This is a genomic window from Aquamicrobium sp., from assembly GCF_023954335.1.
In the GTDB taxonomy this organism is placed as follows: domain Bacteria; phylum Pseudomonadota; class Alphaproteobacteria; order Rhizobiales; family Rhizobiaceae; genus Aerobium.
Genome location: NZ_JAMLIE010000001.1, coordinates 207,534 through 232,540 on the forward strand (window position 1 = coordinate 207,534; position 25,007 = coordinate 232,540).

A 25,007-nucleotide genomic window follows, 5' to 3' on the forward strand; every position below is an offset into this window, starting at 1 on the left:
CGGCCGCAAAATGCTCCGGGCAACGACAGGAAGGCTAGCAGCCGTTCGCGGCTTCGCCAAATCACGTTTGGCGTGAAACGGACACGGGAACCATTCGCGGCGTCTTCGCATTTCCCGTTGGTCCGGCAACATTACAGTGCAAGGAGAGGGTCATGGACGACGCAGGCATCGGCTGGATCGCGGCCATCATCATCGGCGGTCTCGCCGGCTGGATCGCATCCAACTTCATGAACAGCAACACCGGCGTTCTCGCCAACATCATTCTCGGCATCGTCGGCGCAGCGGTGGCGAGCTTCCTGCTCGGCCTGCTCGGCGTCTCGTTCGGCGGCTGGCTCGGCTATCTCGTCGCCGGCTTCGTCGGCGCCTGCATCCTGATCGCCGGCGCGCGCGCCGTCAGGAGCTGACGCGCCAGCCGCGCGGCAGGGGTTACCGGATCGCCTCGACCCGGTAGCCCTTTTCGCGCAGCAGCTCGATCACGCCTTCCTCGCCGGGCAGGTGCAGCGCGCCGACGGCGATGAAGGCCCCGCCCGCGTCGATGAAGGGCGCGGCGCGGTCGGCCATGGTGCGGTTGCGCGCCGTGACCATGGTTTCCTCGAAGGCGGAGAAGCCGGCAGCGTCGGCATCGCCGCCGGCCGGCAGCGCGGCGCGGAAGAACGGCCAGAACATGCCGGTCTCCTCGGCGAGATAAAGCACCACCATCGTCTCGATCACGTCGTCGACGGCCTCGCCCAGCTTCAGCGTATCGATCAGCCCGCGAATGTGGAACTCCATCGGCAGCGACGCCATCGCGCCGAGCTGGTCGGCGATGGTCTCCAGCCCGCCCAGCGCCTTGCCCGCCGCCTCGCCGTCATTCGCCAGTTGGGCGTCGAGCACCGGCGCGCCGGCCGCCTTGCGCGCATGCTCGCAGGCCGGCAGCGCCACCATCGCCGAGATCATCCACGGCTTCATCTTGGCGACGCTCGCCGGCGGGATGCCGCGTTCGGCGAGCGCGGCCTCGAGCGCGGCCCGCTCGCTCTCGGGCACCAGCGACAAGAGCGTCGTGCCGTCTGTGAACATGGTCAGCTCCGGATTGGCGAGCATCGCCGCCATCACCTTGGCCTGGTCGAGCACCTCGGTCGTCTCGATGACCACGGTCGAGGACCCGCCGAACGCCTCCCTTGCCTTAGGGCCGAGCGCGACCACGCGCGGGTCGGCCATGTGCATGGTGCCGAAGAGGTGGGACGGCTCCACCCCGTCCTTCTCGATCCGCCACAGAACGCCCTTGCCGTTGACGACTTCGGCCGCCTCGGCGCGGATGTCGGCCAGCTTGCCCGGATCGTCGCGCTCCAGCGCCGCGAGGAGGTTCTCGCCGGTGCAGGCAACCGGCGGCGCGCCCTGCGCCGCCGCGCGCGGAACGGAAAAGGCCAGCGTCGCCAGCAAGGCGGCGAGGAAAAGGATGTTGAGCGCCGCCAGTCCCTTCAGGGCAAGCTCGGCGGCGCGTTCGGAAATTGCGAGGCTGCGCGGGTTCATGCCTGCACGCTAGCGGCGAAATGCGGCCAAACCGTTAAGCGCGGCGGTGGATGACGAGGCCGCTCACATCTTCTCGCCGGGCAGGCGGCTGGCCTGCGCCACCCAGTCGGCGAACCGCGCCTCGTCGAACGCCTCGCCCTCGTGGATGTGGAAATAGCGCACGTTCTGCTGCTTCGACGCCACCGGCGGCACGGGGTCGAGCGCCGCGCCTCGGAAGAACGCGACCTTGATGTATCTGGTCATGCAGTGGAAGCTCAGGAACCAGAGGCCGTCCTCCACGCCGTAGAGGGGCGAGTTCCATTTCACCGCCTTGCACACGCCGGGAACCGTGCGCGCGATGATGGCGTCGATGCGGCGGCCGACGCCGCTTTTCCAGCCCGGCATGGCGGCGAGATAGGCCTCGACCGGCGCGTCGCCGTAACCCTTGGGGATCTGCGGGTTGCCGCCCGACAAGAGCACGGGCTTGTCCGTCGCTTTCCCTGCCATCGCATTCTCCTTCTGGAGCATTTTGCAGTCAGACGGAATCGTCTGACGTCGCATAAATGCGGCTAAGAAAAAACTGGAGCAGCGGAGCCGGCGTTCGTCAGAACGCCCGCTGCTCTAGGCGCGCGGATGCGCGGCGTCGTAGATGTCGAGCAACCGCGCCGTGTCGACGCCGGTGTAGATCTGCGTGGTGGAAAGGCTGGCGTGGCCCAAAAGTTCCTGGATGGTGCGCAGATCGCCGCCGCCGGCCAGGAGGTGAGTGGCGAAGGAATGGCGCAGCGCATGCGGCGTCGCGCTGTCGGGCAGGCCGAGCGCCGAGCGCAGCCTGACCATCTCGCGCTGGACGATCTCGGGCCTGAGCGGCCCGCCGCGCGCGCCGCGGAACAGCGGCCCGTCGGCATCGAGATGGAAAGGGCAGAGCCGGCGGTATTCGGCGACGGCCCGCAGCGCGGCCGGCAACACCGGGGCGAGCCGCGTCTTGCCGCCCTTGCCGGTGACGCGCAGCATCGTCCCGCTCTCGTCCGCGAGGTCGCTTCCGGTCAGCGCCAGCGCCTCGGAGATGCGCAGGCCGCAGCCGTAGAGCAGCGTCAGCACGGCGGCGTTGCGGGCCGCGATCCACGGCTCGTCCGCGAGCTGCCCCTCGGCCGAGACGACCGTGCGCGCGTCGCGCGCGGTCAGCGGCCGCGGCAGCGATTTCGGCTGCTTCGGCGCGCGCATCGCCGCCGCGCCGGCCGCGTTGACCAGCCCGCGCCGCTCGAGGAAACGCAGGAACGAGCGGATGCCGGCAAGCCCGCGCCCGAGCGAGCGGGCGCCGACGCCGTCCTTGCGCCGCCGGGCGAGGAAGGCGCGCAGGTCGACCGGCTTCAATGCCGCGATATCGGCGATGCCAGGCGCGCCGCCATTGTACCCGGTCATGAAATGCAGGAACTGGCGCGTGTCGCGCTCATAGGCCTCGACCGTCGCCGGCGACAGCCGCCGCTCGCCCGCCAGCGCGGCAAGCCAATCTGCCCGCGCCTTCTGCAAGTCAGGCCCGGCGGGGATGAGGAACTGTTCCATGCCGCCACTGTGGAGGATCGTGGTTAGCGCCCGGTGAATCAAACCGCTTTCCCGAAAACCCGCCAAACGGCCGCAGGCCGCAAGCCCGACCGGGCGTCGGGCCTCGTGGCCCGCCCCCGCGGAGGGCCAGCCGCCGGAGGCGGCGGTGCGGCCCGTGAGCGAGAAACATTGATCCCCGCCCGCCGCGCCGCTACAGACGAGCGATGAAAAAGCTCGAAAATCCGGTCCGGATGGCGACCATCGGCGCGGCGCACGGCGTCAGGGGCGAGGTGCGGGTCAAGACCTTCACCGGCGACCCGCTGGCGCTGGGCGACTACGGCCCGCTTCAGGACGAGACGGGCCGGACCTACACGGTCGCCGCGCTGCGTCCGGCCAAGACCGTGCTCGTGGTGCGCTTCCGCGAGATCACCTCGCGCGAGGCGGCGGAAGGCGCGACCGGCACCGCGCTCTATGTCGACCGCTCGGCGCTGCCCGACGAGCTCGAAGAGGACGAGTTCTACCATGCCGACCTGATCGGCCTTGCCGTCCGCGACGAGACGGGCGGCGAGATCGGCAGGATCGCGGCGATGCAGGATTTCGGCGGCGGCGACATCGTCGAGATCGCGCTCGCCGGCGGCCGGACGGCGATGGTGCCGTTCACGCTGGCGGCGATTCCCGAGATTTCGATCGCGGGCGGCTTCGTCCGCATCGACACGGCGGCGGCCGGGCTCGGCGAGGACGAGGACGGCGAAGGCGGGGAAGGAGAATGAGCTTCCGCGCCACGGTGCTGACGCTCTATCCAGAGATGTTCCCCGGCAGCCTCGGCCATTCGCTCGCCGGCAGGGCGCTGGAAGCCGGCACGTGGTCGCTGGAGACGGTGCAGATCCGCGACTTCGCCACCGACCGCCACCGCACGGTCGACGACACGCCGGCCGGCGGCGGCGCAGGCATGGTGATGCGCGCCGACGTGCTGGCAAGGGCCATCGACCACGCCGCCCCGCAAGGCGACCCGCGCCCGAAGCTGCTGATGAGCCCGCGCGGAAAACCGCTGGCGCAGGCGCGCGTGCGCGCGCTCGCCGCCGGGCCGGGCGCGGTGATCCTGTGCGGCCGCTTCGAGGGCGTCGACCAGCGGCTGATCGAGGCGCGGGCGCTGGAGGAGGTCTCGGTCGGCGACTACATCCTCTCCGGCGGCGAGCCGGCGGCGCTCACGCTGCTCGACGCCGTGGTGCGGCTCCTGCCCGGCGTCATGGGCAACGAGGCGTCGGGTGAGGAGGAGAGCTTCGAGGGCGGCCTGCTCGAGCACCCGCATTACACCCGGCCGCAGCTCTTCGAGGGGCGCGCGATTCCCGACGTGCTCACCTCGGGCAACCATGGGCGGATCGCGGCCTGGCGGCGCGAGGAAGCCGAGAAGCTGACGCGCGAGCGGCGGCCCGACCTGTTGCCGGCAAGGGAGGGCGAGGAATGATCCGCCTGCTGCGGCTGGAGAACGCCGCGCTGGCGGCGCTCGCCATCGGCCTCTACTGGGTGAGCGGCGCGAGCTGGTGGCTGTTCGCCGCCCTGATCCTCGTGCCGGATCTCTCCTTCATCGGCTATCTGCGCGGCCCGAGGGTCGGCGCGCGCGTCTACAACGCCGCCCATAGCTGGATCGGCCCGGTCCTCGCCGGCGCGGCCGGCTGGTTGTGGCAGGAGCCGCCCGCCGTCTCCGTCGCGCTGGTCTGGGCCGCCCATATCGGCATCGACCGGGCGCTGGGCTATGGTTTGAAGCACGAAAGCGGCTTTTCCGACACCCATCTCGGCCGCATCGGCAGGCATTGACCGCCCGAAAGAAGGCCGGCAGTTGATTCTTTGCCGCAAATTGTGTATCGCCGCGCCAGTTCCGGGCTAAGCCGGACATCCGCCAACCAAAGAACTGGCGAAACCGCTCCTGCCTTTCCAGGGCATAGCCGCGCGGCCATTGGCTGAAGCGGCGAGGGTCGAGCGCTCTGGCTGTTCGAGAAGAACCAAGGATCAGGACGATGGTCGACATCATTCGCCAGCTCGAGGCCGAGCAGGCCGCCAAGATCGAAGAGAAGCGCAAGCTCCCCGAATTCCAGCCCGGCGACACGGTGCGCGTCAACGTGCGCATCACCGAAGGCAACCGCACCCGCGTGCAGGCCTATGAGGGCGTGTGCATCGCCCGCTCCGGCTCGGGCTTCCAGGAGAACTTCACCGTCCGCAAGATTTCCTACGGCGAGGGCGTCGAGCGCGTCTTCCCGGTCTATTCGCCGCTCGTCGAGGGCGTCGACGTCATCCGCCGCGGCAAGGTGCGCCGCGCCAAGCTCTATTACCTGCGCGACCGCCGCGGCAAGTCGGCCCGCATCTCGGAGAACACCGGCGTGCGTGCCCGCAAGCTGAACGACGAGGAGCGCGAGGCGCTCGCCGCCGAGAAGGCGCGGATCGAGGCCGAGAAGGTCGCCGCCGCGGAGGCGCTCGCCGCCGAGAAGGCTGCCGCCGAGGCCGCTGAAAAGGCCGCCGCCGAGAAGGTCGCCGCGGAAGCGTCGGCCGAATAGGTCGCCCCGCGAGGGACTGTTGAACATGGCGGCTCCGGCCGCCATTTTCATGTAAGCCGGCTTGAGGAAGCGCCGCGATTGTCGCGCGCCGCAAAGGCTGGTATGAGCAGGGCATGGAAGAGCTTTTCGGACATCCGGCCTACACGCGCTTCGTCCTTCAGGACGTCAAGCGCCTGCCGGCCCGTTTCTTCGCCCGCCTTTCCGGCGCGCGCCTTACGCGCGCGTCCTGAGCGCGCCCGCCGGCCGCCGCCGGCTTTCGTTCTTCCTTAGCCTTCATACCGATGGCCCATATCGACGGATCGACGCAAAATGACCGCACCGCGCACCCTCTACGACAAGATTTTCGACGACCACATCGTTGACCGGCAGGAAGACGGCACCTGCCTCATCTATATCGACCGCCACCTCGTCCATGAGGTGACCAGCCCGCAGGCCTTCGAGGGGCTGCGCATGGCCGGCCGCAAGGTGCGCCAGCCGGAAAAGACCCTCGCCGTCGTCGACCACAACGTGCCGACCTCGCCCGACCGCAAGTTCGGCATCAAGAACGAGGAAAGCCGCATCCAGGTCGAGGCGCTGGCGAAGAACGCCGCCGATTTCGGCGTCGAGTATTACGACGCGGCCGACATCAGGCAGGGCATCGTCCACATCATCGGGCCGGAGCAGGGCTTCACCCTGCCGGGCATGACCATCGTCTGCGGCGACAGCCACACCTCGACCCACGGCGCCTTCGGCGCGCTCGCCCACGGCATCGGCACCTCGGAGGTCGAGCATGTGCTCGCCACCCAGACGCTGATCCAGAAGAAGGCGAAGAACATGCTGGTGCGCGTCGACGGGCAGCTGCCCGAGGGCGTCACCGCCAAGGACATCATCCTCGCCATCATCGGCGAGATCGGCACCGCCGGCGGCACCGGCTACGTCATCGAATATGCCGGCGAGGCGATCCGCGCGCTGTCGATGGAAGGCCGCATGACCATCTGCAACATGTCGATCGAAGGCGGCGCCCGCGCCGGCCTGATCGCGCCCGACGAGACGACCTTCGCCTATGTCAGGGACAAGCCCCGCGCGCCGACCGGCGAGGCGTGGGCGCGCGCCGTCGACTACTGGAAGACGCTGCGCTCGGACGAGGGCGCGCATTTCGACAAGGTCGTGGTGCTCGACGCCGCCAAGCTGCCGCCCATCGTCACCTGGGGCTCCTCGCCCGAGGACGTCGCCGCCGTCACCGGCGTCGTGCCGGACCCCGACGCGATCGAGGACGAGAACAAGCGCAATTCCAAGAAGCGCGCGCTCGACTATATGGGGCTGACGCCGGGCACGAAGATGACCGACATCGCCATCGACCGCGTCTTCATCGGCTCGTGCACCAACGGCCGCATCGAGGATCTGCGTGCCGCCGCGAAGATGCTCGAGGGCAGGAAGATCGCGCCCACGGTCAGCGCCATGGTCGTTCCGGGTTCGGGCCTCGTCAAGGCGCAGGCCGAGGCCGAGGGGCTCGACCGCATCTTCATCGAGGCCGGCTTCGACTGGCGCGAGCCGGGCTGCTCGATGTGCCTCGCCATGAACGACGACCGGCTCAACCCCTACGAGCGCTGCGCCTCGACCTCGAACCGCAATTTCGAGGGCCGGCAGGGCTTCAAGGGCCGCACCCATCTCGTCTCGCCGGCCATGGCCGCGGCGGCGGCGATCGCCGGCCACTTCGTCGACATCCGCGACTGGCACTGACGGGCGCGTGGCGCCAGCACCGCCCGCCCCGGAACGGACAGCGGCCGGGCCGCGCCATCGACGCGGCCCGGTTTGCTTTTCGCCACCGGACAAGCCGGACGGCGACGAGCGGTTGCGTCCGGCGGCTTCGACAGCCGCGCGTTGCGTTAACCGGATTTTCGCCCCTCTGCCTCATCATGCCACGTCCGGATGGGTTACAGGGCATGAGTGGCGCAGGTTTCATCCTGATCATCAATCTCGCGGTCGCGGGCCTCTTCTGCGTCAGCTTCCTGCTGATCGCGGCCTATGACCGCCGCTACCGCTCGGCGCGCTGGTTCGCCGGGGCCTATGTCTTCGGCATGGTCTATATCGTGCTCGAGTTCCTGCTTCCCCTCTTCGCCAATGTCAGCCTCGGGGTCTTCCTCGGGCATCAAGCGTTCCTCGTCTCGCTCCTGCTGCTCAATATCGGCCTCGCCCACCGCTACGAGACCGCGCCGCCGCGCCTGATCCTGATCGCGGCCGTCGCGGCCTCGGTCGTTGCCGCCATGCTGATCCCCGGCCTGCCGCGCGGCAGCTTCCTGCGCAATTTCCTTTATCAGGGGCCGTATTTCCTGATGCAGGCGATCGGCCTCTACATCGTGCTGCACGCCTCGGCGACCCGGCCGGCCGGCCGGCGCAGGATCGACGTGGCTCTGGCCGCCTTCCTCGGCTTCAGCGCCCTGCATTTCCTGTCGAAGCCGTTTCTCGCCATCCTGCTCGGCGGCAACGGCGCTACGGCGCAGGAATATCTGTCGACCACCTATGCGATGGCCTCGCAGGCCATGGGCGCGGTCTTCCTCGTCGCCACGGCGCTCATCCTGCTCGCCGGGCTCATCCTCGACATGGTCAGGGACATCACCGCCCGCTCGGAGACCGATTCGCTGTCGGGCCTCCTGAACCGCCGCGGCTTCGAGGAGCGGCTCGCCGACATCGTCGGCCGCCTGCCGGTCGACGGCACGCCCGTCTCGCTGGTCATCTGCGATCTCGACCATTTCAAGAAGGTCAACGACACCTGGGGCCATGCGGCGGGCGACAGGGTGATCGCCGCCTTCGCCGCCACGCTGCAGGAAGGGGCGGCCGGCCACCATGTCCTCGGCCGCATCGGCGGCGAGGAGTTCGCCATCCTCCTGCCCGGCTCCAGCCTTGCCGCCGGCCGCCTGTTCGCCGAAAGCGCGCGCACCGCCTTTTCCAGCCGCGGCATCGACGGCTTCCCGGCCGACTGGCGCTTCACCGCCAGCTTCGGCGTCGCCGAGATCGCCCCGGCGGAAAGCGCGGCCTCGCTGCAGTCGCGGGCCGACGCCGCGCTCTACGCGGCCAAGCATGCGGGGCGCGACCGCGTGCGGCTCAGCCTTGCCTACGGCAGGGGCGGCGACAACGCCCTGGCGATCTCGGCCTGACGGAAAGGCCTGAAGAGAGGATCAGCGGCAGACCATGGGGGCCTGCGGCACCTCGCCCCTGTCCAGCCCGTACATGTGGCTGCGCCCGTGCCAGACATAAGGCGGGCGCCAGCAGCGGCGCGCCTCGCGCGGCGCTTCCCGCACGGCGATCTCGGGCTCGTAATAGGAGCCGGTGAGCTGGTAGGCCTGCGCCACCTCGCCCATGCCGACGATGATGCGCTTGTAGCCGGCATGGCTGTAGATCACCAGATTGCCGAAGCTGTCGGCATGGACGCGGTCGCGCCCGTCATCGGCCGCGCCGGCGGCGGTGAGGGTCAGCATCGTCGCCACCGCTGCGGCGGCAAGACCGGAGATCATGCGCATGACGTTCGCTCCTGTGGTTGCGGGAAACGGCGCGTCCCGTTCGCAGAAACTTAACGCGTTATTAACCTTTGTTAAGACCCGCCATGCGTGATTGTGGCCTGCCTTTGCATTATATGGTTAACGGAACGGCCGGCCATCCGGCCCGACAGGACGAGCCCGAAAGGAAAAGCATGGCCTCCGACCCCCAGATCGACATCTCGCTGCTGCGGCTGAAGGATGCGCGCGAGCTTGCCCCGCTGCTTGCCGCCTATGCCCCGGCGCTGAAGCGCGGCGCGCCGCGCCGACCGGACGAGTTCCATGCCGAGAGCCTGCTTCAGGACCGCACGGCCGAGATCATCGGCGCGCGGCTCGACGGCGTCCTCGTCGGCTTCGCCATCTTCACCGACCTGCCCGACCCGATCACCGGCCTGCGCTGCGGCCAGGTCGACCACCTCTACGTCCACCACGACCACCGCAGCAAGGGCATCGCCAAGGCGCTGATCGATCTCCTCGCCGACCGGGCCGAGGAGCGCGCCTGGTCGCGCCTGATCCTCAACGCGCCGCGCCAGCCCGAGGACGGCCGCCGCCTCTACGAGCAGATCGCCTCCCCCGCCGACTGGACCTCCTACATCATCCGCTTCGAGGACAATTGAGGGGTTCGGTTTTCTTTTGCCTCACGGCAGCTCGCTGCGCGCGCCTCCGGCGGGGCGGCCTGGCCGGCCGGCGGGCGGTCGCCCTTGCGAACCCTGAAGGGTTCGATTCCGCGTCGCGCGGGCGCCTGCGCGCATCGTGGCGCGGCCCGTTGATCTTTCGCCATGATTGGCGCTAAGTCTCGCGCCCATGACTGCGAAGACCACGGCGATTCCACGTTCCGCCCGCCCGGCCCTGCGCGCCCTCTTCATTGCGGGGCTCGCGCTCGGCCTTTCCGCCTGCGTCGCCGACGGCGCTTCCGGCGTCTCCTCGCTCCAGTCGGTCGAGACCGGCCCGGCCCAGCCCCGGCGCGTCACCTACAATTGCGGCGAGGATGGGCCGATCATGGTCGAGGCCATGCGCGGCGCGGTGCGGCTGGTCGAGCCCGAAGGGTCGAGCTACGACCTTCCCGCCTCGCCGCCGACCCAGAGCAACCGCTTCGGCGAGGGCAACATGGCGCTCGTCGTCGAAGACGGCGAGGCGCTGTGGATGAAGGCCGGGCGCGAGCCGATCGCCTGCAAGCAGTGATTCGCCGGGCGCGGCGCCTCCTCGCCGGCCGCGCGGCACGGCCGGCAAACCCCGGCATCGGGCTTCAACCGATTGAACTGCCCGCCGCCCCGCACCCGATTTCATAGATTCCGCTAAACGGAAGCCCTGCCGTGGTTTTCCGGCTTTGACGCGGCGCAAAATCCGCATTAGAAAGCGGCAGCCATAGGCTGTCTCCCGGAACCAGTTCCTTCTTTTCGCGAAGCTCCGGAGCATAGCCGCGAGATTGGGGGAGCCATGAGCAAATCCGCAGCCACCCACGAGAGGCCCCGCGCGCGGCCGCTTTCACCGCATCTGCAGGTCTACACACTGATCCCGACCATGGCGATGTCGATCATCCATCGCATCACCGGGGCCGCGCTCTATTTCGGCACGCTGCTTGTCGCCGCCTGGCTGATCGCCGCCGCGGTCTCGCAGGACTGCTTCGAGACCGTCGCCTGGGTCTACGGCTCGTGGATCGGCCAGCTCGTGCTGTTCGGCTACACCTGGGCGCTGGTCCATCACCTGATCGGCGGCATCCGCCATCTGGTCTGGGACACGGGGGCCGGCTTCGACAAGCATCTGTCGACCAGGGTCGCCGTCGCGATGCCGTTCGTGTCGGTCGCCGTGACCGTCCTGATCTGGATCGCCGGCTACATGCTGCGGGGGGCCTGACCATGAGCGATTTCCGCACGAATGATTTTCGTACGCCGGCCTCGCGCATCCGCGGCCTGGGTTCCGCCAAGGAAGGCACCGGCCATTTCTGGCACCAGCGCATGACGGCCGTGGCGCTCGTCCCGCTCACCCTGTTCTTCGTCGGGCTGCTCGTGGCGCTCAGCGACGCGTCCTATGCGGAGGTGCGCGCCACGCTCGCCAATCCCTTCGTGGCCGTCACCGTCGGCCTGATGCTCATCGCCGGCATCTATCACATGAAGCTCGGCATGCAGGTCATCATCGAGGACTACATCCACGGCAAGCTGCTCAACGTGACGCTGCTGATGCTCAACGTCTTCTTTTCCCTGATCGTCGGCGCGGCCTCGCTGTTCGCGCTGCTCAGAATCGCCTTCGGAGGCTGATACCGTGGCCGAATCCAGAAAGAACGTCTCGCGGCCGGGGGTTTCGGGCAGCGCCTACACCTATGTCGACCACTCCTTCGACGTCGTCGTCGTCGGCGCCGGCGGCGCCGGCCTGCGCGCCACGCTCGGCATGGCCGAGCAGGAACTGAAGACCGCCTGCATCACCAAGGTCTTCCCGACCCGCTCGCACACGGTGGCCGCGCAGGGCGGCATCGCCGCCTCGCTGAAGAACATGGGCCCCGACAACTGGCAGTGGCACCTTTACGACACCGTCAAGGGCTCGGACTGGCTCGGCGACGTCGACGCCATGGAATACCTCGCCCGCGAGGCTCCGGCCGCCGTCTACGAGCTCGAGCATTACGGCGTGCCGTTCTCGCGCACCGAGGACGGGCGCATCTATCAGCGGCCCTTCGGCGGCCACATGCAGAATTTCGGCGACGGCCCGCCGGTGCAGCGCACCTGCGCCGCCGCCGACCGCACCGGCCACGCCATCCTGCACACGCTCTACGGCCAGTCGGTCAAGAACAACGCCCAGTTCTTCATCGAGTATTTCGCCCTCGACCTCATCATGACCGACGGCGTCTGCACCGGCGTCGTGGCGTGGAACCTTGACGACGGCACCATCCACCGCTTCGCCGCCAAGATGGTGGTGCTGGCGACCGGCGGCTACGGCCGCGCCTATTTCTCGGCCACCAGCGCCCACACCTGCACCGGCGACGGCAACGGCATGGTCGCCCGCGCCGGCCTGCCGCTCCAGGACATGGAGTTCGTCCAGTTCCACCCGACCGGCATTTACGGCGCCGGCTGCCTCATCACCGAGGGCGCGCGCGGCGAGGGCGGCTATCTGGTCAATTCCGAGGGCGAGCGCTTCATGGAGCGCTACGCGCCCTCGGCCAAGGACCTCGCCAGCCGCGACGTCGTCTCGCGCTGCATGACGCTGGAGATCCGCGAGGGCCGCGGCGTCGGCAGGAACAAGGACCACATCTTCCTGCATCTCGACCATCTCGACCCGGCGGTCCTTCATGAACGGCTCCCCGGCATCTCGGAATCGGCGAAGATCTTCGCCGGCGTCAACGTCACCCGCGAGCCGATCCCGGTGCTGCCGACCGTGCACTACAACATGGGCGGCGTGCCGACCAACTACTGGGGCGAGGTGCTGAACGCCGATGGGACCAATCCCGAGCGCATCCAGCCAGGCCTGATGGCGGTGGGCGAGGCCGGCTGCGCTTCCGTCCACGGCGCCAACCGTCTCGGCTCCAACTCGCTGATCGACCTCGTGGTCTTCGGCCGCGCCGCCGCCATCCGCGCCGGCGAGGTCATCGACCGCGAAAGCGCCATCCCGGCGATCAACGAACAGGCGGTCGAGAAGATCATGGACCGCTTCGACCGGCTGCGCCATGCCGACGGCGGCACGCCGACCGCCAGCTTGCGCGAAAAGATGCAGCGCGCCATGCAGGAGGACGCCGCCGTCTTCCGCACGCAGGATTCGCTCGCGCAGGGCTGCAAGCGCGTCTCCGCCATCTGGGGCGAATTGAAGGACATCAAGGTCCACGACCGCTCGATGATCTGGAACTCCGACCTCGTCGAGACGCTGGAGCTGGAGAACCTGATGGCCTGCGCCATCACCACGGTCCACGGCGCCGAGGCGCGCAAGGAAAGCCGCGGCGCGCACGCGCGCGAGGACTTCTCCGAGCGCGACGACAAGAACTGGCGCAAGCACACGCTGGCCTGGGTCGACGAGGCGGGCAAGGTCACGCTCGACTATCGCCCCGTCCACACCGACACCATGCTGCCGGTGGACGAGGGCGGCATCGATCCGGCCAGGATCGCGCCCAAGAAGCGCGTTTATTGAGGTTGTGGTAGAATGGCGATTAAAGGAACCTCGCCATGAACGTTATGTTTGGTCACAACAGAGGGCGTCGGGGGGCGATGTACGCGATAACGTTCGATCTAGACACTGACACTCTTAAGAAGAGTTACCATAATGCGTCGTGGCAGAATGCCTACAACGACATTGCCAAGTTTCTGCGAAATCACGGGTTTGATAGGCAGCAGGGAAGCGTTTACTTCGGCAACGACGATGTCGACACGGTCCGCTGCCAAATCGCCGTGCAGCGGCTCACTTTAGAGTACGACTGGTTCGCTCCCTCGGTGCGCGACATCCGAATGCTTCGTATCGAGGACAACAACGATCTGACGCCAGCGATAGAACTTGCGTTGGAAGCAAAGAAGATGGCGCGCTAATGGTTGAAATCACCCTTCCCGAGAATTCGCGCATCCACGAGGGCAAGACCTGGCCGAAGCCGGAAGGCGCGACCAATCTGCGCGAGTACCGCATCTATCGCTGGTCGCCCGACGACGACGACAATCCGCGTGTCGACACCTATTACGTCGACAGCGACGATTGCGGGCCGATGGTGCTCGACGGGCTGCTCTACATCAAGAACAAGATCGACCCGACGCTGACGCTGCGCCGCTCCTGCCGCGAGGGCATCTGCGGCTCATGCGCCATGAACATCGACGGCACCAACACGCTGGCCTGCACCAAGGGCACCGACGAGATCAAGGGCGCGGTCCGCGTCTACCCGCTGCCGCACATGCCGGTGGTCAAGGACCTCGTGCCGGACCTGACGGTTCCCTACGCCCAGCTCTCCTCGATCCAGCCCTGGCTCCAGACCGTGTCGCCGGAGCCGGAAAAGGAATGGAAGCAGAGCCACGAGGACCGCGCCAAGCTCGACGGCCTCTACGAGTGCATCCTGTGCTTCTGCTGCCAGACCTCGTGCCCGTCCTACTGGTGGAACGGCGAGCGCTATCTCGGCCCGGCCATCCTGCTGCAAGCCTATCGCTGGCTGATCGATTCCCGCGATGAAGCAACCGGCGAACGCCTCGACAACCTCGAGGACCCGTTCCGCCTCTATCGCTGCCACACCATCATGAACTGCACGCAGGCCTGCCCGAAGGGGCTGAACCCGGCCAAGGCCATCGCCGAGATCAAGAAGATGATGGTGGCGCGCCGGACCTGACGCATTGACTGTCGGCGCCGCATTTATCCCTTCACCCCGCTTGCGGGGGGAAGGAGGCTCGAAGGGTCGGATGAGGGGCGGCCACCGACGGTCGAAAGCCGGGCCTGACGATATCAATCCCTCGGGATTATCGTGACCACGCACTCGTCATTCGTATCGAGCCCAGCCTTGTCGCATTGAGGCGCGGTCAAATTGAAGAAGAATACGTCCGAGCCCTTGCCCCACGGGCGAATGTTTCGCCTGAACGGTCCCGCATCGTTCAATATCACATCGGCAGGAAAGGCGTGCACGCGGCCCACCGCATATTCCGATTTTACGACAACATACCGGGGAAGAAATTCCTCCTTGCGGAGAACCCTCGCGGGGAAGGAGACGGGTGCCTTGTTCATCCGGCCATGTCCTTGCTCATGAAACCCGTCCCGCCGCTCCACTACTCGGCAGGCTTTTCATCCAGCGAATGGCGCATGATCAGCGGCATCTGGGTGAAGGTGAAGAGAATCGTGATCGGCATGATCGCCCAGACCTTGAAAGCCACCCAGAAATCGGTCGAGAAATTGCGCCACACCACCTCGTTGGCGACGGCGAGGAAGAAGAAGAACAGGCCCCAGCGGAAGGTCAGCTTGCGCCACCCTTCGGCGTCGAGCCGGAAGGCGGATTCGAAGACGTAGCCGAGCAGCGCCTTGCCGAAGAACAGGCCGCCGAGCAGCACCGCCCCGAACAGCGAATTGACGATGGTCGGCTTCATCTTGATGAACAGCTCGTCCTGAAGCCACAGCGTCAGCGCGCCGAAGATGAACACGACCACGCCCGAGACGAGCGGCATGATCGGCAGCGTGCGGGTCAGCGCCCACGACACGGAAAGCGCGATGGCCGTGGCGATCATGAACAGGCCCGTGGCGAGGAAGAGCGGCCCGCCGAACGAGCCCAGCGCCGGCCATTTCTCGACCAGCCACTCGCCGCGCGAATTGGCGAAGAAGAAGACGAGCAGCGGCCCGAGCTCCAGCGCCAGCTTGAGCAGCGGCGCGACCTCCTTCTTCTTGGGGTCGGACGGATCGCGCTCGAAGACGGGTTCGCTCATCAATTCACTCCCGCGATGGCTTTCGCGAAATCCTGCGCCGCGAAGGGCTCCAAGTCGTCGACGCCCTCGCCGACGCCGATGAAGTAGACCGGCAGCTTGTGCTTGGCCGCTATGGCGACGAGGATGCCGCCGCGCGCCGTGCCGTCGAGCTTGGTCATCACCAGCCCGTTGACCCCGGCGACGTTGCGGAAGATCTCGACCTGGTTGAGCGCGTTCTGCCCCGTGGTGGCGTCGACCGTCTGGAGGACGGTGTGCGGCGCGTCCGCGTCGTGCTTGCCGAGCACGCGCACGATCTTCTCCAGCTCCGCCATCAGCTCGGTCCGGTTCTGGAGCCGCCCCGCGGTGTCGATGACGAGCACGTCGGAGCCGTTGGCCTTCGCCTTCTCGTAGGCGTCGAAGGCGAGGCCGGCCGCGTCCGCGCCGAGCTTCGAGGCCACAACCTCGGACCCGGTGCGCTCGCCCCAGATCTTCAGCTGCTCGATGGCCGCGGCGCGGAACGTGTCGCCGGCGGCGAGCGTCACCTTCAGCCCGCCCGCCGTCAGCTTGGCGGCGAGCTTGCCGATGGTGGTGGTCTTGCCGGTGCCGTTGACGCCGACGACGAGCACGACATGCGGCTTGTGGGCGAGGTCGAGCTCGAGCGGCAGCGCCACCGGCCGGAGCACCTTCTCGACCTCCTGCGCCATGACGGTGCGCACCTCCTCGTCCGACACCTCCTTGCCGTAGCGGCCGGACGCCAGCGCGTCGGTGATGCGGATCGCCGTCTCCATGCCGAGATCGGCGCGGATCAGCACGTCCTCGAGGTCCTGCAGCGTGTCATCGTCGAGCTTGCGCCTGGTGAAGACGCCGGAGATCGAATCCGTCAGCTCGCGCGACGAGCGCGACAGGCCCTCGCGCAGCCGCTGGAACCATGTCGGACGCGGCGCGGGGGCCGGGGCGGGCGCCGCGACCGGCTCCGCCTTCTTCTCCACCGCCTTCGCCACCGTCACCTTGGAGGGCGGCGGGGCCTTCTCCCCTTCATCCTTGCCCTCTTCGCGTGAAGGAGCGACGGGCGGCGGCGTCACCGCGTCGACCTGCTCCTCGCGCGGCGGGGAGGTATCGGCAGACGGACGATCGGGCTCGGGCTCGGGCTCGGGCTCGGGCTCGGGCTCGGGCTCGGGCTCGGGCTCGGGCTCGGGCTCGGGCTCGGGCTCGGGCTCGGGCTCGGGCTCGGGCTCGGGCTCGGGCTCGGGAAATGGATCGCGCGGCGGCTCCGGGACTTCAAGCGGAACTTCCGGCACCGGGCGCGGCTGCGCGACGGGCGCGCTCGCAAGGTCCGGCGCGGCGGCCGGCGGCTCGGTGGGTTCCGCGACGTCCTCCTCCGGCCGGCGCAGGAAATCCGGGACCGGGCCTTCCACCGGCGGCTCGGGCGACGGGGCCGGCGGCGCCTCGGCAGCGGGCAGGGCGGCGGCATCCGCCGGCGCGTCCTCGGCCGGGCGCTCCCCGGCCTGCCCTTCCTCGACCACCTTCTTGTCGCCGAAGGAGAAGATTTTCTTGATGAAGCCGAAAGCCATGAATTGCCGTTCCTCGCCTCAGGCTGCCCGCACGGCGCTGTCGCCCGCGATCAGCCTGTCGCCGTCATGGCCGGAAACCGTGACATCCACGATCTCGCCCGGCCGCCCCTCACCGAGCGAGGCCATGACAAAGCCTTCGGTGCGGCCGATGCCGTCCTGCTCGACCAGCACGCGCTGGCGGGTGCCGACGAGGCCGTCGAGATGCCGGCGATAGGCGCGCTCGCCCACTGCCCGCAGCCTCGCCGCGCGCGCCTTGACGATGCCGCGGTCGACCTGCGGCATGCGCGCCGCCGGCGTGCCTTCGCGTGGGCTGAACGGGAAGACGTGGAGATGCGTCAGCCCGCACTCCTCGACGATGCGAAGCGAGTTCTGAAACATGCCTTCCGTCTCGGTCGGGAAGCCGGCGATGATGTCGGCTCCGAAGACGATGTCGGGCCGCAGCCGCCGCACCTCGGCGCAGAAGCGGATCGAATCGTCGCGCAAATGCCGGCGCTTCATGCGCTTCAGCACCATGTCGTCGCCGGCCTGCAGCGAAAGGTGAAGATGCGGCATCAGACGCATCTCGGTGGCCAGCGCCTCCATCAGCGCCTCGTCGGCCTCGATCGAATCGATGGAAGACAGGCGCAGGCGGGCCAGATCCGGCACCTGACGCAGGATCGTCTTCACCAGACGCCCGAGTCGCGGGCTTGCGGGCAGGTCGCCGCCATAGCTCGTCAGGTCGACGCCCGTCAGCACCACTTCCCTGTAGCCGTTGCCGACGAGGCGCTTGACCTGCTCGACCACGCCGCCCATCGGCACCGAACGCGAACTGCCGCGGCCGTAGGGGATGATGCAGAAGGTGCAGCGATGGTCGCAGCCGTTCTGCACCTGCACGAAGGCGCGCGCCCGCCCCTCGATGGCGTCGACCATGTGCGAGGCGGTCTCGCGGACCTCCATGATGTCGTTGACGCGCACTTTCTCGTAAAGGTTGACGCCGAAATCGGGCAGCGCCCGGTAGGACTGGCTTTTCAGCTTCTCCTCGTTGCCGAGGACGAGGTCCACCTCGTCCATGGCGGCGAAGCCGGACGGGTCGGTCTGCGCCGCGCAGCCGGTGACGATGATGCGCGCTTCCGGGTTGTCGCGCCGCGCCTTGCGGATCGCCTGCCGCGCCTGCCGCACCGCCTCGCCGGTGACCGCGCAGGTGTTGACGATGATCGCCCCGCCCTCGAGCCCGTCGAGGCCGGCGGCGTGCGCCTCGCGCCGCATCACCTCCGACTCGTAGGCGTTGAGCCGGCAGCCGAAGGTGACGATGTCGATGCCGCTCTTCGCCTCGCCCGCCCCGCTCATGCCGCACCCTCGGTATCACGCTCCCAGGCGCCGGTCTCGGGGTCGAGCCGGCCGGAGAATTCCCATTCGGCCGGCCCGGTCATGATGACATGGTCGTCGGCGCGCCACTCGATGACGAGCCTGCCGCCGCTCGGCGCCGTCACCGTTACGGTGCGGCCGGTACGCCCCGTCCGCGCGGCCGAGACGGCGGCGGCGCAGGCGGCCGAGCCGCAGGCCAGCGTCAGCCCCGCGCCGCGCTCCCAGGTGCGGATGGTCATGGCGTCGCGCGCCGTGACTTGGGCGATCGTGATGTTGGCGCGCTCGGGAAAGATCGGGTGGTTCTCCAGCAGCGGCCCGAACTTTTCGAGGTCGTAGGACCACACGTCGCCGTCGACCCAGAAGATCGCATGCGGGTTGCCCATCGAGGCGACGGAGGGCGAGTGCAGCACCGGCGCGTCGATCGGGCCGATCTGCAGCTCGATGGCGCGCGTGTCGCGGAACTCCTCGGCGAGCGGGATATCCTGCCAGCCGAAGCGCGGCCGGCCGAGATCGACCGAGATCGAGCCGTCCGCGTGCTCGGTGGCGTTGAGGATGCCGGCGACCGTCTCGAAGGCGAATTGCCGCTGGCCCGTCTCGGCGGCGAGCGCCGCGACGACGCAGCGCGTGCCGTTGCCGCAGGCCTGCGCCTGGCTGCCGTCGGAATTGAGGATCTCGATATAGCTGTGCGTGCCCGGCGTTCGCGGGTCGTGGATCGCCATGATCTGGTCGAAGCGCGTCGCCGGATCGGCCGCCAGCGCCAGCGCCGCCGCCGGCGTGACGCGGCCCGCGCGGCCACGCATGTCGGCGACGATGATCTCGTTGCCGATCCCGTTCATGCGGGCGAAGGGAATGCGCTGGCTCATGGCCTGCTATATGGCGGAAACGGCAGGCGATTACCAGTGTCGCCGGCGGCCGGCGAAGGAACGCTTTCTTAACCATGCACGTTGGATTCTCCAAAAGATCGCCACTATTCTGGCGCTTGAAGGGATTCGATCGACCTGTGGGGCACCCCCGCCCCGACGGAGGGACTTTATGGCTTTCAGGACTGGCGGCATCGTCGTCGCAACCTCGTTTCTGGCGCTGGCGCTCGCCGGCTGCCAGAGCGACCGCTTCTCGGGCATCGACTCGCGACCCGCGCCCCTTCCCGCCGCGCCGGCCGGCACCGTGACCGCGGGCCAGCTTCCGCCCCCGGTGCAGCCGGGCACGACCGACCCGTCGCAGTTTCCCGAGGCGCCCGGGGGCGGCAGCGAGCAGCCGGCCGACGGCACGCAGATCGCCGCTCTGGAGCAGAACGCGGCCGACATCTCGGCCGGCAGCGTCGCCGGTGTCTGGAACGCCTCCGTCTCCGGCCAGAGCTGCCGCATCGCCACGCCGCAGACGCGCTTCGGCCAGGGCTTCCGCGCCGGCCCGCTGCGCTGCCCGGCGCCGCTCGCCGGCGTCAAGTCGTGGAACGTGTCGGGCAAGCAGCTCGCGCTCTACGACGAAGGCGGCACCGTGCTGGCCAGGCTCTATTCGTCGGGCGGCAACCGCTTCGACGGCCAGACCAGCTCCGGCCAGCCCGTCTCGCTCTCGCGCTAGCGCCGGCCCCTCAGGATCGATCCACACCCATGTCCTCGCATGACGGGCTGTCGCCCTTTCGCACCGTCCGTCAGGCCTACGACCATCTGGAGGAAACCGGCGCCATCGCCCGCGATCCGGCGCAGATGGCCGTGGTCGAGGCGCTCGACCGGCTGATCGAGGAGCTTTCCGTCAAGCGGATGGCGGCCAAGAAAAGCGCGCTCGGCTGGCTGTTCGCCAAGAAGCGGCCGGCGCACGAGCCGGTGAAGGGCCTTTACGTCCACGGCGAGGTCGGGCGCGGCAAGACCATGCTGATGGACCTGTTCTTCGAGCTGGTCCCGGCGCGGCGCAAACGGCGCGCCCATTTCAACGACTTCATGGCCGACGTCCACGACCGCATCCAGAAGCATCGCGAGAAGCTGAAGCGCGGCGAGACCAAGGAGACGGACCCGATCCCGCCGGTAGCGCGGGCGCTGGCGGAAGAAGCGTGGGTGCTGTGCTTCGACGAGTTCACCGTCACCGACATCGCCGACGCCATGGTGCTGTCGCGGCTGTTCTCGTCGCTGTTCGCGGAGGGCGTCGTCCTCGTCGCCACCTCGAACGTCGCGCCGCGCGACCTCTATCGCGACGGGCTGAACCGCGGCCTGTTCGAGCCGTTCATCGGCATTCTCGAGCGCCATGCGAAGGTGCTCAACCTCGACGGGCCGACCGACCACCGCCGCCGCCGGCTGGAGCGGATGCAGGTCTACATCACGCCGCTCGACGAGGCGGCCGACCGGCTGATGGACGAGGCGTGGAGCGCCGCCACCGCCGGGCGCGGCGTCCATGAGGACCGGATCGCCCTCAAAGGCCGCGAGATCGTGGTGCCGCGCGCCGCCGGCACGGCCGCGCGCTTCGACTTCGCCCAGCTCTGCGGCGCGGCGCTCGCCGCGCGCGACTATCTCGCCCTCGTCGCCCGCTACGACACGCTGTTCCTCGACCATATCCCGGTCATGGGGCAGGACAGGCGCAACGAGGCCAAGCGCTTCATCCTGCTCGTCGACACGCTCTACGACAACCGCGTGCGGCTGGTGGCGAGCGCCGAAGGCGCACCCGAGGCGCTCTATCGCGGCACGGTCGGGGCGGAGGTGTTCGAGTTCGCCCGCACCGCCTCGCGCCTGACCGAGATGCAGAGCCGCGAATGGCTGGAAGGCGCCCGCCGCCGCGACGCCGCCGAATGAGCCCCGGCCCGGCCGAGGCCGCCCTTCTCCTCGCGCTGGCCGCGACAGCGCACAATGTCGAGGAGATGATCTGGCTGCCCGGCTTTGCCCATCCGCCCGCGCTTCGATGGGACGTTCCGCCCCGCGCCTTCCGCTTCGCCGCGACCGTGATCACGCTGGCCTTCTGGGCCGCGGCGCTGGCGCTCGCTTGCGGGGTATCGGCACTGGAGCCGGTCGTCGCCGGCTTCGCGCTGGCGGTGATCGTCAATGCCTTCCTGCCCCACCTCGCGCTCACCCTCATCCTGCGGCGCTATCATCCGGGCACGGCGAGCGGCCTGCTGCTCGTCGTCCCGGCCGCGCTGCTCTATCTGGCGGCCGTCGATGCGACGCGGCGCATCGGCGACCCGGCCTTTCTGGCATGGGCCGCCGCCGGCGCGGCCGGGCTGGCGGCCGCGGTGCCGCTTCTCCTCGCGCTGGGCAGGCGGCTCGGCTGAAAAACTCGCTAGCCGGCCATCAAATTCTTACGTTTACGTAAGACAATATTCGCTTAAACATTTGAAATCGCTATGCCGGTAAGAATGGGTTGAGTTTTTGACCCTATGCGTCTATGCGAAGCCCATCCGGGCGGCCTCCCGTGTCCGGATGAGACGTCTCGGCACCATCTTCTGACATGCCGGCGCGGTGACGGACCGGCACTCGCAAGGGAACCCAAATTCATGGCTCGTAACAAGATCGCCCTCATCGGCTCCGGCATGATCGGCGGCACGCTCGCCCATCTCGTCGGCTTGAAGGAACTCGGCGACGTCGTCCTGTTCGACATCGCGGAAGGCGTGCCCCAGGGCAAGGGCCTCGACATCGCCCAATCCTCGCCGGTCGACGGCTTCGACGCGCGCTACACCGGCGCCAACGACTATTCGGCCATCGAGGGCGCGGACGTGTGCATCGTCACCGCCGGCGTGCCGCGCAAGCCCGGCATGAGCCGCGACGACCTGCTCGGCATCAACCTCAAGGTCATGGAGCAGGTCGGCGCCGGCATCGCGAAATACGCGCCCAACGCCTTCGTCATCTGCATCACCAACCCGCTCGACGCCATGGTCTGGGCGCTGCAGAAGTTCTCCGGCCTGCCGAAGAACAAGGTGGTCGGCATGGCCGGCGTGCTGGATTCGGCACGCTTCCGCCTGTTCCTCGCCGAGGAGTTCAAGGTTTCGGTCGAGGACGTCACCGCCTTCGTGCTCGGCGGCCACGGCGACACGATGGTTCCCCTGACGCGCTATTCGACGGTGGCGGGCATCCCGCTGCCCGACCTCGTCAAGATGGGCTGGACCTCGCAGGAGAAGCTCGACCAGATCGTCCAGCGCACCCGCGACGGCGGCGCCGAGATCGTCGGCCTGCTGAAGACCGGCTCGGCCTATTACGCGCCGGCCGCCTCGGCGATCGCCATGGCCGAGTCCTACCTGAAGGACAAGAAGCGCGTGCTGCCGAGCGCCGCGCACCTGTCCGGCCAGTACGGGCTCAAGGACATCTATGTCGGCGTGCCGACGGTCATCGGCGCCGGCGGCGTCGAGCGCGTCATCGAGATCGCGCTGAACCGGGACGAGCAGGCCATGTTCGACAAGTCCGTCGCCTCGGTCGAGTCGCTGTGCAACGCGTGCGCCGAGATCGCGCCCAGCCTCAAGCAGTAAGCAAGGAAGGTCGCCACGCATGAACATCCATGAATATCAGGCAAAGCAGCTTCTGAAGGGCTACGGCGCGCCGGTCGCAGAAGGCGTCGCCATCTTCGCCGCGAACGAGGCGGAAAAGGCGGCGAAGTCGCTCCCCGGCCCGCTCTATGTGGTCAAGAGCCAGATCCACGCCGGCGGCCGCGGCAAGGGCAAGTTCAGGGAACTGTCGCCCGACGCCAAGGGCGGCGTCCGGCTGGCGAAGACGGTCGACGAGGTCGTCGCCTTCACCAACGAGATGCTGGGCAACACGCTGGTGACCAAGCAGACCGGCGGGGCCGGCAAGCAGGTCAACCGCCTCTACATCGAGGACGGCGCCGACATCTCGCGCGAGCTGTACCTGTCGATCCTCGTCGACCGCTCGGTCGGCCGCGTCGCCTTCGTCGTCTCGACCGAGGGCGGCATGGACATCGAGGCCGTTGCCGAAGCCACCCCGGAAAAGATCGTCACCGTGGCGATCGACCCCGAGGCCGGCGTCACCGACGCCGACGTCGCCAAGCTCAACGAGGCGCTGAAGCTGACCGGCGAGGCCGCGCAGGACGGCAAGACGCTGTTCCCGATCCTCTACAAGGCCTTCACCGAGAAGGACATGAGCCTGCTCGAGGTCAACCCGCTGATCGTGATGGAGAACGGCCGCCTGCGCGTCCTCGACGCCAAGGTGTCGTTCGACAACAACGCGCTGTTCCGCCACGCCGACGTGGTCGAGCTGCGCGACACCACGGAAGAGGACGCCAAGGAGATCGAGGCGTCGAAATACGACCTCGCCTATGTCGCGCTCGACGGCAATATCGGCTGCATGGTCAACGGCGCTGGCCTCGCCATGGCGACCATGGACATCATCAAGCTCTACGGCGCCGAGCCGGCGAACTTCCTCGATGTCGGTGGCGGCGCGAGCAAGGAGAAGGTGACGGCGGCGTTCAAGATCATCACCGCCGACCCGAACGTGAAGGGCATCCTCGTCAACATCTTCGGCGGCATCATGAAGTGCGACGTGATCGCCGAGGGCGTCATCGCGGCGGTCAAGGAAGTGGGGCTGAAGGTTCCGCTGGTCGTCCGCCTCGAAGGCACCAATGTCGAGCTGGGCAAGAAGATCATCAACGAGAGCGGGCTGAACGTCATCTCCGCCGACGATCTCGACGATGCCGCCCAGAAGATCGTCAAGGCCGTGAAGGGGAACTGAACCGCGATGTCAATTCTGATCGACAAGAACACCAAGGTTCTGGTTCAGGGCCTGACCGGCAAGACCGGCACCTTCCACACCGAGCAGGCGCTGGCCTATCACGGCACGCAGATGGTCGGCGGCATCCACCCCGCCAAGGGCGGCGAGACCTGGAAGGGCTCGAAGGGCGAGACGCTGCCGATCTTCGCCTCCGTCGCGGAAGGGCGCGAAAAGACCGGCGCCGACGCCTCCGTGGTCTACGTGCCGCCGGCAGGCGCGGCCGCCGCGATCATCGAGGCGATCGAGGCGGAGGTCCCGCTGATCGTCTGCATCACCGAAGGCATCCCGGTGATGGACATGGTCAAGGTCAAGGCGAGGCTCGAGAAGTCGAAGTCGCGGCTGATCGGCCCGAACTGCCCCGGCATCGTCACCCCCGACGAATGCAAGATCGGCATCATGCCCGGCAACATCTTCCGCAAGGGCTCGGTCGGCGTCGTCTCGCGCTCCGGTACGCTGACCTACGAGGCGGTGTTCCAGACCACCAATGAGGGCCTCGGCCAGACCACCGCGGTCGGCATCGGCGGCGACCCGGTCAAGGGCACCGAGTTCATCGACGTGCTGGAGCTGTTCCTCGCCGACGAGGCCACCCAGTCGATCATCATGATCGGCGAGATCGGCGGCTCGGCCGAGGAGGACGCGGCGCAGTTCCTCAGGGACGAGGCCAAGCGCGGCAGGAAGAAGCCGATGGCCGGCTTCATCGCCGGCCGCACTGCCCCTCCCGGACGCACCATGGGCCATGCCGGTGCGGTGATCTCCGGCGGCAAGGGCGGCGCCGAGGACAAGATCGCGGCGATGGAGGAAGCGGGCATCCGCGTCTCCCCGTCGCCGGCCCGGCTCGGCAAGACGCTGGTCGAGGCGATCCGCGGCTGACGCGCGGATTTTGCGCCGCGATCGGGCGGCGATCACGATCTCGTGCCTGGCGGTCATCCGGCAGGCACATTTTACTGACATGAGGGTGGGCTCAACCGCCCCGTCA

The 25,007-nt window shown here is 68.3% G+C and carries 29 protein-coding genes; 20 read left to right on the forward strand and 9 right to left on the reverse strand.

Annotation, left to right across the window (positions count from 1 at the left end; all coding sequences use genetic code 11):
- The first annotated feature begins 152 nt into the window (after positions 1 to 152).
- Positions 153 to 404 (forward strand): GlsB/YeaQ/YmgE family stress response membrane protein, encoded by a 252-nt coding sequence (locus M9945_RS01055; RefSeq protein ID WP_367930794.1) that lies wholly within the window; start codon positions 153 to 155, stop codon positions 402 to 404.
- 22 nt (positions 405 to 426) lie between these two features.
- On the opposite strand, the gene M9945_RS01060 is transcribed toward M9945_RS01055, so the two are convergent.
- From M9945_RS01060 to M9945_RS01070, 3 genes are all read right to left on the reverse strand, one after another.
- A complete protein-coding gene (locus tag M9945_RS01060) occupies positions 427 to 1,509 on the reverse strand; it encodes a TraB/GumN family protein (RefSeq protein ID WP_367943068.1) in 1,083 nt (360 codons plus the stop codon).
- Between the two features lie 63 nt (positions 1,510 to 1,572).
- Entirely contained in the window at positions 1,573 to 2,016 is a 444-nt protein-coding gene (locus M9945_RS01065; RefSeq protein ID WP_367943069.1) for a DUF1801 domain-containing protein, read from the reverse strand.
- Between the two features lie 93 nt (positions 2,017 to 2,109).
- Complete coding sequence (locus M9945_RS01070; RefSeq protein WP_367944737.1) at positions 2,110 to 3,048, reverse strand: tyrosine recombinase XerC; 939 nt, start codon at positions 3,046 to 3,048, stop codon at positions 2,110 to 2,112.
- Between the two features lie 203 nt (positions 3,049 to 3,251).
- Between M9945_RS01070 and rimM the strand changes: the two genes are divergently transcribed.
- The 6 genes from rimM to M9945_RS01100 all read left to right on the forward strand — a co-directional run bounded on the left by rimM (position 3,252) and on the right by M9945_RS01100 (position 8,710).
- Positions 3,252 to 3,797: a ribosome maturation factor RimM gene (gene rimM, locus M9945_RS01075; RefSeq protein ID WP_367943070.1), complete on the forward strand. Its 546-nt coding sequence runs from the start codon at positions 3,252 to 3,254 to the stop codon at positions 3,795 to 3,797.
- Entirely contained in the window at positions 3,794 to 4,492 is a 699-nt protein-coding gene (gene trmD, locus M9945_RS01080) for a tRNA (guanosine(37)-N1)-methyltransferase TrmD (protein WP_367943071.1), read from the forward strand. Before rimM ends, trmD begins: the two co-directional genes overlap by 4 nt.
- Complete coding sequence (locus M9945_RS01085) at positions 4,489 to 4,842, forward strand: DUF4260 domain-containing protein (protein WP_367943072.1); 354 nt, start codon at positions 4,489 to 4,491, stop codon at positions 4,840 to 4,842. The genes trmD and M9945_RS01085 overlap by 4 nt, the downstream gene beginning before the upstream one ends.
- A 200-nt stretch (positions 4,843 to 5,042) precedes the next feature.
- Entirely contained in the window at positions 5,043 to 5,576 is a 534-nt protein-coding gene (gene rplS, locus M9945_RS01090; RefSeq protein WP_367943073.1) for a 50S ribosomal protein L19, read from the forward strand.
- 309 nt (positions 5,577 to 5,885) lie between these two features.
- The gene (gene leuC, locus M9945_RS01095; protein ID WP_367943074.1) at positions 5,886 to 7,295 is read left to right on the forward strand and encodes a 3-isopropylmalate dehydratase large subunit; all 1,410 of its coding nucleotides are present in this window, start codon (positions 5,886 to 5,888) and stop codon (positions 7,293 to 7,295) included.
- A gap of 203 nt (positions 7,296 to 7,498) precedes the next feature.
- Positions 7,499 to 8,710 (forward strand): diguanylate cyclase, encoded by a 1,212-nt coding sequence (locus M9945_RS01100; protein ID WP_367943075.1) that lies wholly within the window; start codon positions 7,499 to 7,501, stop codon positions 8,708 to 8,710.
- Positions 8,711 to 8,731: 21 nt separating this feature from the next.
- On the opposite strand, the gene M9945_RS01105 is transcribed toward M9945_RS01100, so the two are convergent.
- Positions 8,732 to 9,073 carry a hypothetical protein gene (locus M9945_RS01105; protein WP_367931619.1) on the reverse strand — a complete coding sequence of 114 codons (342 nt, stop codon included), beginning with the start codon at positions 9,071 to 9,073 and terminating at the stop codon, positions 8,732 to 8,734.
- A 170-nt stretch (positions 9,074 to 9,243) separates the two neighbouring features.
- Here M9945_RS01105 and M9945_RS01110 point away from each other — a divergent pair, with 170 nt between their 5' ends.
- The 7 genes from M9945_RS01110 to M9945_RS01140 all read left to right on the forward strand — a co-directional run bounded on the left by M9945_RS01110 (position 9,244) and on the right by M9945_RS01140 (position 14,366).
- Entirely contained in the window at positions 9,244 to 9,705 is a 462-nt protein-coding gene (locus M9945_RS01110; protein WP_367943076.1) for a GNAT family N-acetyltransferase, read from the forward strand.
- A 187-nt stretch (positions 9,706 to 9,892) separates the two neighbouring features.
- The gene (locus M9945_RS01115) at positions 9,893 to 10,270 is read left to right on the forward strand and encodes a hypothetical protein (protein WP_367931617.1); all 378 of its coding nucleotides are present in this window, start codon (positions 9,893 to 9,895) and stop codon (positions 10,268 to 10,270) included.
- Between the two features lie 255 nt (positions 10,271 to 10,525).
- Positions 10,526 to 10,942, forward strand: coding sequence for a succinate dehydrogenase, cytochrome b556 subunit (sdhC, locus tag M9945_RS01120; RefSeq protein WP_367943077.1), 417 nt, complete (start codon positions 10,526 to 10,528; stop codon positions 10,940 to 10,942).
- 2 nt (positions 10,943 to 10,944) lie between these two features.
- Positions 10,945 to 11,343 carry a succinate dehydrogenase, hydrophobic membrane anchor protein gene (gene sdhD, locus M9945_RS01125; RefSeq protein ID WP_367931615.1) on the forward strand — a complete coding sequence of 133 codons (399 nt, stop codon included), beginning with the start codon at positions 10,945 to 10,947 and terminating at the stop codon, positions 11,341 to 11,343.
- 4 nt (positions 11,344 to 11,347) lie between these two features.
- Complete coding sequence (sdhA, locus tag M9945_RS01130; RefSeq protein WP_367943078.1) at positions 11,348 to 13,195, forward strand: succinate dehydrogenase flavoprotein subunit; 1,848 nt, start codon at positions 11,348 to 11,350, stop codon at positions 13,193 to 13,195.
- A gap of 35 nt (positions 13,196 to 13,230) precedes the next feature.
- Positions 13,231 to 13,587 (forward strand): virulence factor, encoded by a 357-nt coding sequence (locus tag M9945_RS01135; RefSeq protein WP_367943079.1) that lies wholly within the window; start codon positions 13,231 to 13,233, stop codon positions 13,585 to 13,587.
- Positions 13,587 to 14,366: a succinate dehydrogenase iron-sulfur subunit gene (locus M9945_RS01140; RefSeq protein WP_367931613.1), complete on the forward strand. Its 780-nt coding sequence runs from the start codon at positions 13,587 to 13,589 to the stop codon at positions 14,364 to 14,366. The genes M9945_RS01135 and M9945_RS01140 overlap by 1 nt, the downstream gene beginning before the upstream one ends.
- Positions 14,367 to 14,479: 113 nt before the next feature.
- Here M9945_RS01140 and M9945_RS01145 read toward each other — a convergent pair whose 3' ends face one another.
- Genes M9945_RS01145 through dapF form a run of 5 tightly spaced genes read right to left on the reverse strand, consistent with a single transcriptional unit; the run spans position 14,480 to position 19,201 of the window.
- Complete coding sequence (locus M9945_RS01145) at positions 14,480 to 14,755, reverse strand: hypothetical protein (RefSeq protein WP_367943080.1); 276 nt, start codon at positions 14,753 to 14,755, stop codon at positions 14,480 to 14,482.
- A gap of 41 nt (positions 14,756 to 14,796) precedes the next feature.
- Positions 14,797 to 15,444 (reverse strand): septation protein A, encoded by a 648-nt coding sequence (locus M9945_RS01150; RefSeq protein ID WP_367943081.1) that lies wholly within the window; start codon positions 15,442 to 15,444, stop codon positions 14,797 to 14,799.
- Positions 15,444 to 16,994, reverse strand: a complete 1,551-nt coding sequence (gene ftsY / locus M9945_RS01155; RefSeq protein ID WP_367943082.1) for a signal recognition particle-docking protein FtsY — start codon at positions 16,992 to 16,994, stop codon at positions 15,444 to 15,446. Before ftsY ends, M9945_RS01150 begins: the two co-directional genes overlap by 1 nt.
- Before the next feature lie 18 nt (positions 16,995 to 17,012).
- Positions 17,013 to 18,320: a tRNA (N(6)-L-threonylcarbamoyladenosine(37)-C(2))-methylthiotransferase MtaB gene (gene mtaB, locus M9945_RS01160; RefSeq protein ID WP_367943083.1), complete on the reverse strand. Its 1,308-nt coding sequence runs from the start codon at positions 18,318 to 18,320 to the stop codon at positions 17,013 to 17,015.
- Positions 18,317 to 19,201, reverse strand: coding sequence for a diaminopimelate epimerase (gene dapF, locus M9945_RS01165; RefSeq protein WP_367943084.1), 885 nt, complete (start codon positions 19,199 to 19,201; stop codon positions 18,317 to 18,319). The genes mtaB and dapF overlap by 4 nt, the downstream gene beginning before the upstream one ends.
- 169 nt (positions 19,202 to 19,370) lie before the next feature.
- Between dapF and M9945_RS01170 the strand changes: the two genes are divergently transcribed.
- The 6 genes from M9945_RS01170 (at position 19,371) to sucD (ending at position 24,901) form a co-directional block, all read left to right on the forward strand.
- A complete protein-coding gene (locus tag M9945_RS01170; protein ID WP_367931798.1) occupies positions 19,371 to 19,916 on the forward strand; it encodes a protease inhibitor Inh/omp19 family protein in 546 nt (181 codons plus the stop codon).
- A gap of 29 nt (positions 19,917 to 19,945) precedes the next feature.
- Entirely contained in the window at positions 19,946 to 21,115 is a 1,170-nt protein-coding gene (gene zapE / locus M9945_RS01175; RefSeq protein ID WP_367943085.1) for a cell division protein ZapE, read from the forward strand.
- Positions 21,112 to 21,588, forward strand: a complete 477-nt coding sequence (locus M9945_RS01180; protein ID WP_367931796.1) for an HXXEE domain-containing protein — start codon at positions 21,112 to 21,114, stop codon at positions 21,586 to 21,588. The genes zapE and M9945_RS01180 overlap by 4 nt, the downstream gene beginning before the upstream one ends.
- A 222-nt stretch (positions 21,589 to 21,810) precedes the next feature.
- On the forward strand, positions 21,811 to 22,776 hold the full coding sequence (mdh, locus tag M9945_RS01185) for a malate dehydrogenase (protein ID WP_367943086.1): 966 nt from the start codon (positions 21,811 to 21,813) through the stop codon (positions 22,774 to 22,776).
- Between the two features lie 19 nt (positions 22,777 to 22,795).
- Positions 22,796 to 23,992, forward strand: coding sequence for an ADP-forming succinate--CoA ligase subunit beta (gene sucC, locus M9945_RS01190; RefSeq protein ID WP_367943087.1), 1,197 nt, complete (start codon positions 22,796 to 22,798; stop codon positions 23,990 to 23,992).
- Between the two features lie 6 nt (positions 23,993 to 23,998).
- Complete coding sequence (gene sucD / locus M9945_RS01195) at positions 23,999 to 24,901, forward strand: succinate--CoA ligase subunit alpha (protein ID WP_367943088.1); 903 nt, start codon at positions 23,999 to 24,001, stop codon at positions 24,899 to 24,901.
- The last annotated feature ends 106 nt before the right edge of the window (positions 24,902 to 25,007 follow it).

Coding starts and splice junctions, on each gene's coding strand:
- M9945_RS01060 (WP_367943068.1), bottom strand. CDS start 1,509: ATGAACCCGCGCAGCCTCGCAATTTCCGAACGCGCCGCCGAGCTTGCC.
- M9945_RS01065 (WP_367943069.1), bottom strand. CDS start 2,016: ATGCTCCAGAAGGAGAATGCGATGGCAGGGAAAGCGACGGACAAGCCC.
- trmD (WP_367943071.1), top strand. CDS start 3,794: ATGAGCTTCCGCGCCACGGTGCTGACGCTCTATCCAGAGATGTTCCCC.
- mdh (WP_367943086.1), top strand. CDS start 21,811: ATGGCTCGTAACAAGATCGCCCTCATCGGCTCCGGCATGATCGGCGGC.
- M9945_RS01110 (WP_367943076.1), top strand. CDS start 9,244: ATGGCCTCCGACCCCCAGATCGACATCTCGCTGCTGCGGCTGAAGGAT.
- mtaB (WP_367943083.1), bottom strand. CDS start 18,320: ATGAGCGGGGCGGGCGAGGCGAAGAGCGGCATCGACATCGTCACCTTC.
- M9945_RS01055 (WP_367930794.1), top strand. CDS start 153: ATGGACGACGCAGGCATCGGCTGGATCGCGGCCATCATCATCGGCGGT.
- zapE (WP_367943085.1), top strand. CDS start 19,946: ATGTCCTCGCATGACGGGCTGTCGCCCTTTCGCACCGTCCGTCAGGCC.
- rimM (WP_367943070.1), top strand. CDS start 3,252: ATGAAAAAGCTCGAAAATCCGGTCCGGATGGCGACCATCGGCGCGGCG.
- M9945_RS01115 (WP_367931617.1), top strand. CDS start 9,893: ATGACTGCGAAGACCACGGCGATTCCACGTTCCGCCCGCCCGGCCCTG.
- sdhD (WP_367931615.1), top strand. CDS start 10,945: ATGAGCGATTTCCGCACGAATGATTTTCGTACGCCGGCCTCGCGCATC.
- sdhC (WP_367943077.1), top strand. CDS start 10,526: ATGAGCAAATCCGCAGCCACCCACGAGAGGCCCCGCGCGCGGCCGCTT.
- M9945_RS01135 (WP_367943079.1), top strand. CDS start 13,231: ATGAACGTTATGTTTGGTCACAACAGAGGGCGTCGGGGGGCGATGTAC.
- M9945_RS01180 (WP_367931796.1), top strand. CDS start 21,112: ATGAGCCCCGGCCCGGCCGAGGCCGCCCTTCTCCTCGCGCTGGCCGCG.
- M9945_RS01150 (WP_367943081.1), bottom strand. CDS start 15,444: ATGAGCGAACCCGTCTTCGAGCGCGATCCGTCCGACCCCAAGAAGAAG.
- M9945_RS01170 (WP_367931798.1), top strand. CDS start 19,371: ATGGCTTTCAGGACTGGCGGCATCGTCGTCGCAACCTCGTTTCTGGCG.
- dapF (WP_367943084.1), bottom strand. CDS start 19,201: ATGAGCCAGCGCATTCCCTTCGCCCGCATGAACGGGATCGGCAACGAG.
- M9945_RS01140 (WP_367931613.1), top strand. CDS start 13,587: ATGGTTGAAATCACCCTTCCCGAGAATTCGCGCATCCACGAGGGCAAG.
- sucC (WP_367943087.1), top strand. CDS start 22,796: ATGAACATCCATGAATATCAGGCAAAGCAGCTTCTGAAGGGCTACGGC.
- leuC (WP_367943074.1), top strand. CDS start 5,886: ATGACCGCACCGCGCACCCTCTACGACAAGATTTTCGACGACCACATC.
- sucD (WP_367943088.1), top strand. CDS start 23,999: ATGTCAATTCTGATCGACAAGAACACCAAGGTTCTGGTTCAGGGCCTG.
- ftsY (WP_367943082.1), bottom strand. CDS start 16,994: ATGGCTTTCGGCTTCATCAAGAAAATCTTCTCCTTCGGCGACAAGAAG.
- M9945_RS01100 (WP_367943075.1), top strand. CDS start 7,499: ATGAGTGGCGCAGGTTTCATCCTGATCATCAATCTCGCGGTCGCGGGC.
- M9945_RS01085 (WP_367943072.1), top strand. CDS start 4,489: ATGATCCGCCTGCTGCGGCTGGAGAACGCCGCGCTGGCGGCGCTCGCC.
- rplS (WP_367943073.1), top strand. CDS start 5,043: ATGGTCGACATCATTCGCCAGCTCGAGGCCGAGCAGGCCGCCAAGATC.
- M9945_RS01070 (WP_367944737.1), bottom strand. CDS start 3,048: ATGGAACAGTTCCTCATCCCCGCCGGGCCTGACTTGCAGAAGGCGCGG.
- M9945_RS01145 (WP_367943080.1), bottom strand. CDS start 14,755: ATGAACAAGGCACCCGTCTCCTTCCCCGCGAGGGTTCTCCGCAAGGAG.
- M9945_RS01105 (WP_367931619.1), bottom strand. CDS start 9,073: ATGCGCATGATCTCCGGTCTTGCCGCCGCAGCGGTGGCGACGATGCTG.